Origin of the sequence: Eikenella halliae, assembly GCF_001648475.1 — a bacterium.
Taxonomy (GTDB): Bacteria; Pseudomonadota; Gammaproteobacteria; order Burkholderiales; family Neisseriaceae; genus Eikenella; species Eikenella halliae.
Window position 1 is genome coordinate 64,765 of record NZ_LXSQ01000012.1, and the last position, 13,196, is coordinate 77,960.

Sequence of the window (13,196 nt, forward strand, 5' to 3'; positions counted from 1 at the left end):
AAGGGAAAACCGCTTTATTTGGTTGGAATATTGAGATGGCGGATTTTAGCATAGAAACTGCTGGTTTCTAAGGCGTAGGAATCCCTAGCGTGGTTTGCAGATGGAAGAAATCTCCGGGTTGTCCATGCCTTGACGGAAATGAGGTACGAGAAACAGTTTTTTAATAGCCTGAAATAGTAGTAGAAGAATTTGTGCGGCTTCATTAATCATCACAATATGATGAAGCCGCACCACGGTTTGGACGACAATATGCCGTTTAAAGTGTTACAGGCTTTTTTTCTTAGCCTGTGATGAACTGACTGGGTTATTTTCTATGAATAAAAGCTACCTGAAATTTTTGATGCTGAAGCAGATTAACAATTGTGCCGGTCTAGTAAGCAAGGAGGAATGAAAGGAACAGCTTGAATTTTTTGCGCTCATCGGTTTTTGTTAATCCGCTACATGCCGCATGCAACGTGTTTATGCTTCTGCCTGACTGTATTTCTGCAATAACGTGCGAAACGCTTCCGCCGTTTCCGGGTGTTTCAGCCCGTAGGCCAGCGTGGCTTCCAGGTAGCCCAGTTTGCTGCCGCAGTCGTAGCGTTTGCCTAAAAAGGCGTGTGCCAGCACCGGTTCGTGTTCCAACAGCTTGGCGATGCCGTCGGTGAGTTGGATTTCACCGCCCGCGCCGCGCCCTATGGTTTGCAGCAGGGAGAAAATGCGCGGCGTGAGGATATAGCGCCCCACCACAGCCAGGTTGGACGGCGCTTCTTCCGGCTTCGGTTTTTCCACAATGCTTTGAATGCGCTGATATTGCTGCCACGGCGACACTTCCACGATGCCGTAGGAGCCGGTTTGCGAAGGTGCTACGGTTTCCACGCCCAGCACGCTGTTGCCGGTTTGGCGGTATACCTCGGCCATTTGCGCAATCGCACCCTGCGGCGCATCGATTAGGTCGTCGGCCAGAATCACGGCAAAGGGTTCGTTGCCCACTGCCGCGCGGGCACACAGCACGGCATGCCCCAAGCCCAAGGCCTCGGCCTGGCGGATATACAGGCAGGTAACATCGGGCGGCAAAATATCGCGTACATGCGAGAGCAGCGAAGTTTTGTGGCGCTGTTCCAGTTCGGTTTCCAGCTCATAGGCCTTGTCGAAATGGTCTTCGATGCTGCGTTTGTTGCGGCCGGTCACAAACACCAATTCGGTGCAGCCGGCGGCTACGGCCTCTTCCACTGCATATTGAATCAGCGGCTTATCCACAATCGGCAGCATTTCTTTGGGGCTGGCCTTGGTGGCGGGCAGAAAGCGCGTGCCCATCCCGGCCACGGGGAAGACGGCTTTCTTAATTGGAACAGGATTTTCCATGGTTTTGCTTCGGTATCGGTTGGAAAGATGCCGCATTATAGCAGCGGCTGAATATAGGATGTTTTAAAGGCTACCTGAAAACATAAGCTTCAACACAGTGTTTCAAGTAGCCTTTAAACCGCATGCGGATTAAGAAGCCATGTGTGCCAACACGTCTGCTGCGATTGCCACGGTTTCCGCCACCAGTTCTTTCGTGTGCGCCGCCGATACAAATGCCGCTTCGTAGGCTGAGGGGCCGAAGGCCACGCCGCGGTCGAGCATGCCGTGGAAAAAGGTTTTGAAGGCTTCGATATTGGAGGCGGCCATATCGGCATAGTTCTGCGGTAGGCTACCTGAAAAATACAGGCCGAACATGCCGCCCACGCTGTCGGCGGTGAAGGTGATGCCAGCTTGCTCTGCCGCCTGTTTCAGCCCGTGCACCAGCTGCTCGGTGCGTGCGGTGAGGTTTTCGTAGAAACCCGGGCGCTGGATGATTTCCAGCGTTTTCAAGCCTGCCGCCACGGCCACGGGATTGCCCGAGAGCGTGCCGGCCTGATACACGCCGCCCAATGGCGAGATGCAGTCCATGATTTCACGCTTGCCGCCAAAGGCCGCCAGCGGCATGCCGCCGCCGATGACCTTGCCCATGGTGGTTAAATCGGGCGTGATGCCGTGCAGCGATTGCGCGCCGCCAAGCGCCACGCGGAAGCCGGTCATCACTTCGTCGTAAATCAGCACCGCGCCGTGTTTCGCCGTCAGCTCGCGCAGGGCGCGGATAAATTCGCGCGTTGGGCGCACCAGGTTCATATTGCCGGCAAACGGCTCCAAAATCACACAGGCGATTTGGTTGCTGGCTTGGGCGAAAGTTTCTTCCAGTTTGGCTACATTATTGTATTCCAAAACTAAAGTATGTTTGGTGAAATCGGCGGGCACGCCGGCGGAGGAAGGGTGGCCGAAGGTGAGCAGGCCGCTGCCGGCTTTCACGAGCAGGCTGTCGGAATGGCCGTGGTAGCAGCCTTCGAATTTCACAATTTGGTCGCACCCCGTGTAGCCGCGTGCCAAACGGATGGCCGACATGGTGGCCTCGGTGCCGGAGCTGACCAGTCGCAGCCGCTCTACGCTGGGCACCAGGCGGCAGATTTCTTCGGCAATTACGATTTCGGCTTCAGTGGGGGCGCCGAACGACAGCCCGCCCAAAGCCGCTTCGCGTACCGCTTCCAACACTTCCGGATGCGCGTGCCCCGCAATCGCCGGCCCCCATGAGCCGACATAATCGATATAGCGTTTGCCGTTTTCGTCCCACACAAAAGCGCCCTCAGCCCTTTTGATAAAGCGCGGTACACCGCCCACGCTGCCGAAGGCGCGCACAGGCGAATTCACGCCGCCGGGAATCACGGCTTTGGCGCGGGTGAAGAGTTGTTCGTTGCGGTCGGTCATGGGGAAATCCTTGCTAGGAAAATGGGAATAGGCAGATTTTAGCAGATTACAAAAGCAGCCTGCACGGCGGTTGGACGCGCCACTGGGGCAGCAGCCGCGCCTTCGCCACATCGTTCAACATCAGCGTGCAGCGCAGAAACTACCGCGGCCCCGACATCTTCAACATCCAGCGCCGCGACACCGAATACTTCACCCGCCTGGCGCTGTCGCACAACCGCCTCTCCTGGAAAGGCTTCACCCCGCGCCTGAACTGGACCTGGTCGCACATCCACAGCAACCATTTCTATTACCGCTATAACAACCACCGCGTGTTTTTGGATGTATTCAAGCAGTTCTGATGAAAAAGCAGCCTGCACTTTATCGGTTACAGTAAAATCAACAGAGTTGGCAGGTTGAAAATATTAAGCGGCAAGCAGAAGCGGAAGATATTGCCGAATTGGAAGCGTTGAAACGGTAGTTTCAGGTAGCCTGAAAGGAAAAACGCCATGCAAAAATTTTTGTCCGGATTGCTGAACAAATTGGGTTTTGCATCATCAAGCCAAACCGAAAGCCAAGCTGCAAACCAAACCGCGATGCCGGAAATCCACACACAGCCCGACCGGCCGCTGCCATTCGGTTTCAAAACCAATTGGCTGGCGGTCAAATCTGATTCGCCCGAAGCCGTATTGGAAAAGCTGCCGTTGCAAAACATACAGCCGGCCAACTGGCAAAGCAGTTTTCAAATCATGGAAGCAGCGGATTATCAAAGCAGCCTGCAGCCCGTTTTCGTATCGTCCTGCATTCGCGGCTGGGTGTTCGTTGTCAGCCATTTGGCTCTGCCGTGCCTCCATCCGGAACACCCGTTCGATATGCTGACCAAGCCATTATTAGACCGATTCAAAGAAGTACAATATTTCGGTTCTTACCGTGTAACGGATTATCTGGCATGGGCAAAGGCGGAGGATGGAAAATGGATACGGCGTTTTGAAACTTCCGACAGCTGTATCTTGGAAAATTTTGGCGGGCAAACCGCCGCCGAAAAATCCTTAAACCTTGTATATGTCGAATCCGAAGAAGAGTTTGAACAAGGCGAAGTATTTGAAAAATGGATAGCCGCGCAAGATGAAGAAACGCCCGCGCAACTGGCGGGTTTGTGGAGTATCAATCCCCTAGAATTGGAAAATATGGATTCGCCACCTTCTACCGGCTATCTGGGCTATTTTGAGAAAACAGAAAACCCTTAATTTCAGGTAGCCTCAAAAGCAGCCTGCACCCCATTCACACAAGGAACTTTATGAACATCACCCAAATCCTCTCCCAAGAACTCTCCGCCACCGCCGCGCAAATCACCGCCGCCGTTTCTCTTTTGGACGACGGCGCGACCGTGCCCTTTATCGCCCGTTACCGCAAGGAAGCCACGGGCGGACTGGACGATACCCAACCTCTCATCAAATCTTCTTATGACCAAACAGCACAAAACCCTGCCATCTGTCATCAAAAGCGGCAACAACCGCAACACCGTCGCCTAGGCGTATCATCCTGAACCACCCGCGATGCCATGAGCTCTCTCCACCACATCACCACCCTCTACCGGCTTGATCACACCCGCTGTGGCCTGTCTGAACACCAAATAGCCGCCGCCGAACAGCGGCTGGGCATACGCTTTCCCGCCGTGTTGCGCGAATATTTGCTCACATTGGGCGGCAATGAAGCGGTCAATCAATCGTTTAACCGCCTGCTGCCCTTAGGCGAAATGGATTTTGACGGCGGCTATTTGGTGCTGACGGAAGAAAATCAAGGCGTGTCCCGTTGCGGCATAGCCAAAGCCGATTTGGCGCAAGACAATCCGCCCGCCCACATCGGCTTTTATATTGGCGAAACCGACAACTACGAATGGCAGCCGCATCTGCCCGACACCCGCGCCCTGCTGCTGGAACTGGCCTGCACCAACGCCACTATGGGCGGCTTGCCCTACTGCGCCAACATCATGGACGAAGAATCGGTAAGCCCCCAATCTGTGCAGTTTATCCGGCAAAACCGCAGCGAAATCGTCGAGCTTCGCCAAGAAAACCAACGCTTCTATACCGATGGCTTCCACGAAATCACCCTGCTCTGCTTTGCCGAAAACGGCAACGTCGGCGGCGTATTTATCGGTACAGCCGAGCAAGACCGCTTCGACACGCTGCTCGAACTGTTCGGCTGGGACAACTGGCTCTACACTTCTTATGACGACGAGGATGACGAAGAATAAACCGCTGATATTTTCAACTCCGCAGAAACCGCATTTTAGCTAACGCAGAAACCCAGCCTTGGCTTTGCCAAGACATCGTTTTCAGGTAGCCTCAAAAGCAGCCTGCACCCCATTCACACAAGGCCCCCCATGAACATCACCCAAATCCTCTCTCAAGAACTTTCCGCCACCGCCGCGCAAATCACCGCCGCCGTCGAACTTTTGGACGACGGCGCGACCGTCCCCTTTATCGCCCGCTACCGCAAGGAAGCCACGGGCGGGCTGGACGATACGCAGCTGCGCCAGCTTGCCGAGCGGCTGCAATACCTGCGCGAGTTGGAAGAGCGCAAAGCCGTTGTGTTAAAAAGCATTGAAGAGCAAGGCAAGCTTTCAGACGACCTCAGGGCGCAAATCGAAGCTGCCGACAACAAAACCGCGCTGGAAGACCTGTATCTGCCCTACAAGCCCAAACGCCGCACCAAGGCGCAAATCGCGCGCGAACACGGTTTGCAGCCGCTGGCGGATTTGTTGCTTGCCGAGCAGCCGCAGGACGTGGAAGCCGCCGCGCAGGGCTACCTGAACGAAAACGTCCCCGACGCCAAAGCCGCGCTGGATGGCGCGCGTGCGATTCTGATGGAGCAGTTTGCCGAAGACGCGGAACTCATCGGCACGCTGCGCGACAAGCTGTGGAACGAAGCCGAAATCCACGCGCAAGTCGTTGAAGGTAAAGAAACTGAAGGCGAAAAATTCAGCGATTATTTCGACCACCGCGAACCCGTCCGCGCCATGCCCAGCCACCGCGCGCTGGCGGTTTTGCGCGGCCGCAACGAAGGCGTGTTGAACATCGCGCTCAAATACCAACCCGACGACACGCCGATTACCCAGCAAAGTGAATACGAACAAATCATCGCCCGCCGCTTCAAGGTTTCAGACGGCCACAAATGGCTGCGCGACACCGTGCGCCTGACTTGGCGCGCGAAAATCTTTTTGTCGCTGGAACTCGAAGCCTTAGGTCGTCTGAAAGAAGCCGCCGATACCGATGCGATTACCGTGTTCGCCCGCAATCTCAAAGACTTGCTGCTCGCCGCGCCCGCCGGACGGCTGACCACTTTGGGTCTCGACCCCGGCTACCGCAACGGCGTGAAATGCGCCGTGGTGGACGACACGGGCAAGCTGCTGGATACGGTCATCGTCTATTTGCATCAAGAAAACAATATGTTGGCAACGCTTTCGCGCCTGATTAAACAGCATGGCGTGAAACTCATCGCCATCGGCAACGGCACTGCCAGCCGTGAAACCGACAAAATCGCGGGCGAACTGGTGCGCGGAATGCCGGAAATGGGGCTGCACAAAATCGTCGTCTCCGAAGCCGGCGCGTCGATTTATTCCGCGTCCGAACTGGCGGCACGCGAGTTCCCAGACTTGGACGTTTCCCTGCGCGGCGCGGTGTCCATCGCCCGCAGGCTGCAAGACCCGCTCGCCGAGTTGGTCAAAATCGACCCCAAATCCATCGGCGTGGGCCAGTATCAGCATGACGTGAACCAAAGCCAGCTCGCCAAATCGCTGGACGCGGTGGTCGAAGACTGCGTGAACGCCGTCGGCGTGGACGTGAACACCGCCTCTGCCCCGCTCTTGGCGCGGATTTCCGGTTTGAATCAAACCCTTGCCCAAAACATCGTCGCCTACCGCGATGAAAACGGCGCGTTCGACAGCCGCAAAAAATTGCTGAAAGTGCCGCGTTTGGGCGAAAAAACCTTCGAGCAAGCAGCAGGCTTTTTGCGGATTAACGGCGGCAAAGAGCCGCTGGACGCGAGCGCCGTCCACCCCGAAGCCTATCCCGTCGTCGCCAAAATGCTGGCGCAACAAGGCATTACCGCCGCCGAACTCATCGGCAACCGCGAGCGCGTGAAGCAAATCAAAGCGTCCGACTTCACCGACGAACGCTTCGGCCTGCCGACCATTTTGGACATCCTGTCCGAGCTGGAAAAACCCGGCCGCGACCCGCGCGGTGAATTTCAGACGGCATCATTCGCCGAAGGCATTCACGAAATCAGCGACTTGCAAGTCGGTATGATACTCGAAGGCGTGGTTTCCAACGTCGCCAACTTCGGCGCATTCGTGGACATCGGCGTCCATCAGGACGGCTTGGTGCACATCTCCGCCCTGTCCAATAAATTCGTCCAAGACCCGCGCGAAGTGGTGAAAGCCGGCGACGTGGTGAAAGTGAAAGTGCTGGAAGTCGATGCCGCACGCAAACGCATCGCGCTGACCATGCGGCTGGATGACGAAGCGGGTGCAGAAAAACGCGGGCGCAGGCTGCCTGAAACCGAAAAACGCAGCGCAAACAGCCGCCCCGGCAAGCCGCAGCGTGAAAAGCAGCCTGCAAATTCGGCGATGGCGGATGCGTTTGCAAAGTTGAAAAGATAGGGCTACCTGAAGAGTGACTTAAAATAGTTTGTTGAAACAATATATTAAAAACGACTTGTAAAAAAAATCCCGTTTTTTTATCATATCGAAGCGATATAGCAAAAAAACGGGATTTTTTTATTATTTAACCGAAACCCTAAAATGTACTCAATCGAACAATTTCCTCCCGAAATAGATTTCGAAACAGTCGCCGTCTTGAAAAAACTGGCTTCCGCCCATCGTTATCTGGCCGAATTAAAAGGCATCTGCCGCAGTATTCCCAACCAAGGCATTCTGATTAACACGCTGTCTTTGCAGGAAGCCAAAGACAGTTCCGAAATCGAAAATATCATTACCACCCATGACGAGCTGTTCCGCGCAGGAATATCGGCAAGCCCGTCTAGCCCCGCCATCAAAGAAGTGCAGAATTATGCTTCCGCACTGCATTGCGGCTTCGGCCTTATCCGAAAACACGGAATGCTGACCAACAATCATATTTTGACGATACAGGCCGAGTTGGAAAAGAACCGCGCCGGATTCCGCAAACAGTCGGGAACGATGCTGAAAAACGACCGTACCGGCGAAACCGTCTATACGCCGCCGCAACATATGGACGACATCATTCGCCTGATGGGCAGATTGGAAGCATTTATCAACGACGACAACACAGAAAAACCTATCGACCCGCTGATCCGCATGGCGCTGCTCCACCACCAGTTTGAAAGCATTCACCCGTTTTACGACGGCAACGGCAGAACAGGCAGGATTATCAATGTGCTGTATCTGGTTTTAACCGGATTGCTGGAGATTCCCGTCTTATACCTCAGCCGCTATCTAGTACGGAACAAAAGTGAATATTACCGCCTGCTGCAACACGTACGCGATACGGGTGAATGGGAAGGTTGGCTGTTGTATATGCTGGAAGCCGTGGAACAAACCGCCAAGGACGGCATCGATACCGTGCAGCACATCCATCAGGCGATGCTGGACTACAAACACCGCATCAGGCAAAACTTCAGCTTCTACAGCCAAGACCTGATTAACCACCTGTTCAATCATCCCTACACAAAAATCGATTTCCTGATGAAAACGCTGAACGTTTCCCGCCCCAGTGCCGCTAAATATCTGGACGAACTGACGGAAGGCGGATTCCTGCACAAAGAAAAGATAGGCAGAAGCAACTACTATATCAATATCACGCTGATGAATATTTTAATGCCGAGAGCCGTCTAACACATCTTATTGCTGTCGCCCGAATCCTTGCTATGCCATAAGCCCATAAAACGGCAGGCTGCGGCGGCATCAGCGTGCCAAGTGGCATAGAAAGGCACAGTAAGAGGCTACCTGAAAAACCTTCTGTCGGTTTTCAGGTAGCCTCTTATGCCTTTTCCCTCTAAGCATATTACCAATACTTCTTTCTCAAGCAATGAGGCGGTTTTTATAATGCCCGCTTATTTTCAATTTTGCCTGATTATGAACTGGTCTTATTTTTGGCGTGTGGCGCCGAAGTTTGCCGATGCCGCGCTGATTACGTTGAAGCTGTCGGCCTACAGCATTGCGCTGTCGCTCCTGCTGGGGCTGACGGTGGCGGTGGTAACGGCTTATCGCGTGCGGCCGCTGTATTGGCCGGCGCGGGCGTATATCGAGCTTTCGCGCAACACGCCTTTGCTGATCCAGCTGTTTTTCCTGTATTACGGCCTGCCGAAGGTGGGCATTAAGTGGGACGGCTTTACCTGCGGCATCCTGGCGCTGGTTTTTCTGGGCGCGAGCTATATGTCGGAGGCGCTGCGGGCGGGTTTGCTTTCGGTGCCCAAGGGGCAGGTGGAGGCGGCTAAGGCGATTGGTTTGTCGCGCTGGCAGGTGTTCCGCTTTGTGGTGCTGCCTCAGGCTTGGGCGGTGGCTGTGCCGGCGGTCGGGGCGAATGTGCTGTTTCTGATTAAGGAAACTTCGGTGGTGAGCGCGGTGGCGGTGGCGGAATTGATGTTTGTTACCAAAGACATCATCGGCATGGACTATAAAACCAATGAGGCGCTGCTGCTGCTGTTTATCAGCTACCTGATTATTCTGCTGCCGGTGTCGCTACTGGCGCGTTGGGCGGAAAGAAGGCTGCGGGAGGCGAAATATGGTGCTTGAATGGCTGTTTGCCGGCCAGAATGCGGCGCGTTTGGCGCAGGGCTTGTGGCTCACGGCGAAGATTTCGTTGATTTCGGTGGCACTTTCCTGCGTGCTGGGCACGCTGTTCGGGCTGCTGATGCGGGTGCGCCAGCCGCTGGTGCGGTTTATTTGCGCGCTGTATTTGGAAACGGTGCGGATTGTGCCGATTCTGGTGTGGCTGTTTGTGCTGTATTTCGGGCTTTCGGCTTGGACGGACATCCATTTGAGCGGCGTGTGGGTGTGCATTTGGGTGTTTGTGGTTTGGGGCACCGGCGAGATGGGCGATTTGGTGCGCGGCGCGCTGGAATCGATTGAAAAGCATCAGGTGGAATCGGCCAAGGCGCTGGGGCTGAACCGGCGGCAGGTGTTTTGGTATATCGAGCTGCCGCAGAGCGTGCAGCGGGCGCTGCCGGGGGCAATTAACTTATTCACGCGCATGGTGAAAACCAGCTCGCTGGCCGCCCTGATCGGCGTGGTGGAGGTGGTGAAGGTGGGGCAGCAGATTATCGAGAATTCGCTGCTCACCATGCCGAACGCTTCGTTTTGGGTGTACGGCCTGATTTTCATACTGTATTTCTTGTGCTGCTGGCCGCTGTCGCTGCTGGCGGGCTATTTGGAAAAGAAATGGGAGAGCTGATATGGCTTTGCTGAATGTGCGCCACCTGCGCAAGGGCTACGGCGACACAGTGGTGCTGCAGGATTTGGATTTGAGCCTGGAGAAGGGCGAAGTGGTGGTGATTTTGGGCCCGTCGGGCAGCGGCAAAAGCTCCCTGCTGCGCTGCATCAACGGCTTGGAGCCGCACCAGGGTGGCAGCATTGAAATGGAAGGTGTGGGCGAATTCGGCAAAGACGTGCCGTGGGAAACCGCCCGCCAGAAAGTGGGCATGGTGTTTCAGAGCTATGAATTGTTTGCCCACATGAACGTGATCGACAACATCCTGCTCGGCCCGCTGAAGGCACAGGGCCGCCGCCGCGAAGAAGTGGAGGCGCAGGCCGACAAGCTGCTGGCTCGTGTGGGCTTGCTCAACCGCAAAACCGCCTTCCCGCGCGAGCTTTCCGGCGGGCAGAAGCAGCGCATCGCCATCGTGCGCGCGCTGTGCATGAACCCGGAAGTGATCCTGCTGGACGAAATCACCGCCGCGCTCGACCCGGAAATGGTGCGCGAGGTGCTGGATGTGGTGCTGGAGCTGGCGCGCGAGGGCATGAGTATGCTCATTGTTACCCACGAAATGGAATTCGCCGCCAAAGTGGCCGACCGGATTATCTTTATGGATCAAGGGCACATCATCGAGGAGAGCACGCCCGACAAATTCTTCACCAAACCCGAAAGCGGCCGCGCCCAGCAGTTCCTCAGCGGCATGGACTATTCGATTTAACCTGGTTTAAAAACACTGCCGTATTTTCAGGTAGCCTTTACGGCGGTTTCACCCTACCTCTAACAGAAAAGGAAACATCATGCAGTTACACCAATCTTTCAAAACCCTATTGGCCACCGTCGTGCTCGGCTTCGGCCTGGCCGCCTGCGGTGGCGGCGGCTCGCAGGGCAGCAGCGAGCAGCCCGCTTCCGGCAGCAACGCAGCCAACGCCTCCGCCGCTTCCGCCGCCGCCAGCGATGACGCACTGGCCAAAATCAAAGAGCGCGGCGTAATCCGCATCGGCGTGTTCGGCGACAAGCCCCCCTTCGGCTATGTGGACGCCAACGGCAAAAGCCAAGGCTTCGACGTAGAAATCGCCAAATATCTGGCCAACGACCTGCTCGGCAGCCCCGACAAAGTGGAATTCGTGCTCACCGAAGCCGCCAACCGCGTGGAATACGTGCGCTCCGGCAAAGTGGATTTAATCCTCGCCAACTTCACCCAAACGCCCGAACGCGCCGAAGTGGTGGATTTCGCCAGCCCCTATATGAACGTGGCCTTGGGCGTGGTTTCCCCCAAAGGCGCGCCGATTACCGACCTTTCCCAGCTGGAAGGTAAAACCCTGTTGGTGAACAAAGGCACCACCGCCGATGCCTACTTCACCAAAAACCAACCCAACATCAACCTGTTGAAATTCGACCAAAACACCGAAACCTTCGATGCGCTGAAAGACGGCCGCGGCGTGGCATTGGCGCACGACAACGCGCTGCTGTGGGCATGGGCTAAAGAAAACCCCAACTTTGAAGTAGCCATCGGCAACATCGGCCCGGCCGAACACATCGCCCCCGCCGTGCGCAAAGGCGACCAATCCCTGCTCAACTGGGTGAACCAGGAAATCGCCGCCATGAAACAAGACGGCCGCATGCACGCCGCCTACGAAAAAACCCTGCGCCCGGTATATGGCGACAAAGAAGCGGAAATCCTGACCAAATAAAACGGTTCGGCAATCCGATTGAAGAAAGGCTACCTGAATATTCAGGTAGCCTTTTGTTTGATACGCAAACCGGCTTTCAGGTAGCCTAAATCCTGTATAGTGAATTAACAAAAATCAGGACAAGGCGACGAGCCGCAGACAGTACAGATAGTACGGCAAGGCGAGGCAACGCTGTACTGGTTTTTGTTAATTCACTATACAAAATGCCAAGAGGCCGCCTGAAACCCCTAACCGGCCTTGGCGAAACCCCCGCTTCGTGCCACAATCCATGCCGTTCCCATCCTCAAGCCGCCCATCATGCCCCCCATTCTCGCCTTCGATATCGAAACCGTTCCCGATGCCAACGGCATCCGCCTACTGCACGGCCTACCCGCCGACACGCCCGCTGCCGACGTGGTGGCTTGGGCGCAGCAGCAGCGCCGCGCCACGCACAACGGCAGCGATTTCATGCCCTATCATTTGCAGCAGGTGGTGGCCATTTCCTGCTGCATGCGCTGGGGTAGCGACAAAATCCACGTCGGCACCATCGGCGAAATCGGCGACAGCGAAGAAACCATCATCGCCAAATTTTTCGAGCTGATCGAAAACCACACCCCGCAGCTGGTGAGCTGGAACGGCGGCGGCTTCGACCTGCCCGTGCTGCACTACCGCGCCCTGATTCACGGCCTCTCCGCCGCCCGCTATTGGGACACCGGCGAGGGCGATTTTGGCGACAGCCGCGACTTCAAGTGGAACAACTACATCAACCGCTACCACAACCGCCATTGCGACCTGATGGACCTGCTCGCCCTCTACCAGCCCCGCGCCAGCGTGCCCTTAGACGACATGGCCAAGCTGTGCGGCTTCCCCGGCAAGCTGGGCATGGACGGCAGCAAAGTGTGGCAGGCCTTCCACGAAGGCCGCCTGCGCGAAATCCGCGACTACTGCGAAACCGACGCCGCCAACACCTACCTCATGTTCCAACGCTTCCGCCTGATGAGCGGCGCGGCCGATGCCGACGAATACGAAATGGAAATCCGCCGGCTCAAAGGCTACCTGAAAACCCAGGAAGACAAAGTGCACTGGCAGGAATTCCTGGCCGCATGGCGCTGAAATGCCGAAAGGCTACCTGAAATTTCAGGTAGCCTTTATAGTGGATTAAAATCAATGTGCCAGTCGGCGGGTAGCAGGGCATACAGAGAGTACATCGAGGCGGGCCAACGCGGCAGCATAGCGATTTAACCCGCTATCATCCGCTGCCGGATAAGGCTATAGTGAATTAACAAAAACCAGTACAGCGTTGGCTCGCCTTGCCGTAACGTGTGTACTGTCGGCGGCT

At 55.8% G+C, this 13,196-nt stretch carries 12 protein-coding genes and 1 pseudogene; 11 read left to right on the top strand and 2 right to left on the bottom strand.

Going from position 1 to position 13,196, the window contains the following annotated elements; genetic code table 11:
* Positions 1–459: 459 nt before the first annotated feature.
* Both galU and hemL read right to left on the bottom strand, forming a co-directional pair.
* Positions 460–1,344, bottom strand: a complete 885-nt coding sequence (gene galU / locus A7Q00_RS04440; RefSeq protein ID WP_064089422.1) for a UTP--glucose-1-phosphate uridylyltransferase GalU — start codon at positions 1,342–1,344, stop codon at positions 460–462.
* Between the two features lie 129 nt (positions 1,345–1,473).
* The gene (hemL, locus tag A7Q00_RS04445) at positions 1,474–2,760 is read right to left on the bottom strand and encodes a glutamate-1-semialdehyde 2,1-aminomutase (RefSeq protein ID WP_064089423.1); all 1,287 of its coding nucleotides are present in this window, start codon (positions 2,758–2,760) and stop codon (positions 1,474–1,476) included.
* Between the two features lie 59 nt (positions 2,761–2,819).
* On the opposite strand from hemL, the gene A7Q00_RS04450 reads away from it, so the two are divergent.
* The 11 genes and pseudogenes from A7Q00_RS04450 to A7Q00_RS04500 all read left to right on the top strand — a co-directional run bounded on the left by A7Q00_RS04450 (position 2,820) and on the right by A7Q00_RS04500 (position 12,970).
* On the top strand, positions 2,820–3,098 hold the full coding sequence (locus tag A7Q00_RS04450; RefSeq protein WP_245637529.1) for a surface lipoprotein assembly modifier: 279 nt from the start codon (positions 2,820–2,822) through the stop codon (positions 3,096–3,098).
* A 147-nt stretch (positions 3,099–3,245) separates the two neighbouring features.
* Positions 3,246–3,983, top strand: coding sequence for a hypothetical protein (locus tag A7Q00_RS04455; protein ID WP_064089425.1), 738 nt, complete (start codon positions 3,246–3,248; stop codon positions 3,981–3,983).
* A 50-nt stretch (positions 3,984–4,033) separates the two neighbouring features.
* Positions 4,034–4,180: pseudogene (locus tag A7Q00_RS14285) on the top strand (Tex-like N-terminal domain-containing protein); the annotation flags it as partial.
* A gap of 117 nt (positions 4,181–4,297) precedes the next feature.
* Positions 4,298–4,990 carry an SMI1/KNR4 family protein gene (locus A7Q00_RS04465; RefSeq protein WP_064089427.1) on the top strand — a complete coding sequence of 231 codons (693 nt, stop codon included), beginning with the start codon at positions 4,298–4,300 and terminating at the stop codon, positions 4,988–4,990.
* Between the two features lie 129 nt (positions 4,991–5,119).
* Positions 5,120–7,396: a Tex family protein gene (locus A7Q00_RS04470; RefSeq protein ID WP_064089428.1), complete on the top strand. Its 2,277-nt coding sequence runs from the start codon at positions 5,120–5,122 to the stop codon at positions 7,394–7,396.
* A 141-nt stretch (positions 7,397–7,537) separates the two neighbouring features.
* Positions 7,538–8,608, top strand: coding sequence for a Fic family protein (locus A7Q00_RS04475; protein ID WP_064089429.1), 1,071 nt, complete (start codon positions 7,538–7,540; stop codon positions 8,606–8,608).
* 240 nt (positions 8,609–8,848) lie between these two features.
* A complete protein-coding gene (locus A7Q00_RS04480; RefSeq protein ID WP_064089516.1) occupies positions 8,849–9,508 on the top strand; it encodes an amino acid ABC transporter permease in 660 nt (219 codons plus the stop codon).
* Positions 9,498–10,166 carry an amino acid ABC transporter permease gene (locus A7Q00_RS04485; RefSeq protein ID WP_064089430.1) on the top strand — a complete coding sequence of 223 codons (669 nt, stop codon included), beginning with the start codon at positions 9,498–9,500 and terminating at the stop codon, positions 10,164–10,166. The genes A7Q00_RS04480 and A7Q00_RS04485 overlap by 11 nt, the downstream gene beginning before the upstream one ends.
* A 1-nt stretch (position 10,167) precedes the next feature.
* A complete protein-coding gene (locus tag A7Q00_RS04490; protein WP_003824615.1) occupies positions 10,168–10,905 on the top strand; it encodes an amino acid ABC transporter ATP-binding protein in 738 nt (245 codons plus the stop codon).
* A 79-nt stretch (positions 10,906–10,984) separates the two neighbouring features.
* Positions 10,985–11,878 (top strand): cysteine ABC transporter substrate-binding protein, encoded by an 894-nt coding sequence (locus A7Q00_RS04495; protein ID WP_064089431.1) that lies wholly within the window; start codon positions 10,985–10,987, stop codon positions 11,876–11,878.
* Positions 11,879–12,175: 297 nt separating this feature from the next.
* Positions 12,176–12,970, top strand: coding sequence for a 3'-5' exonuclease (locus tag A7Q00_RS04500; RefSeq protein ID WP_064089432.1), 795 nt, complete (start codon positions 12,176–12,178; stop codon positions 12,968–12,970).
* Positions 12,971–13,196: the final 226 nt, after the last annotated feature.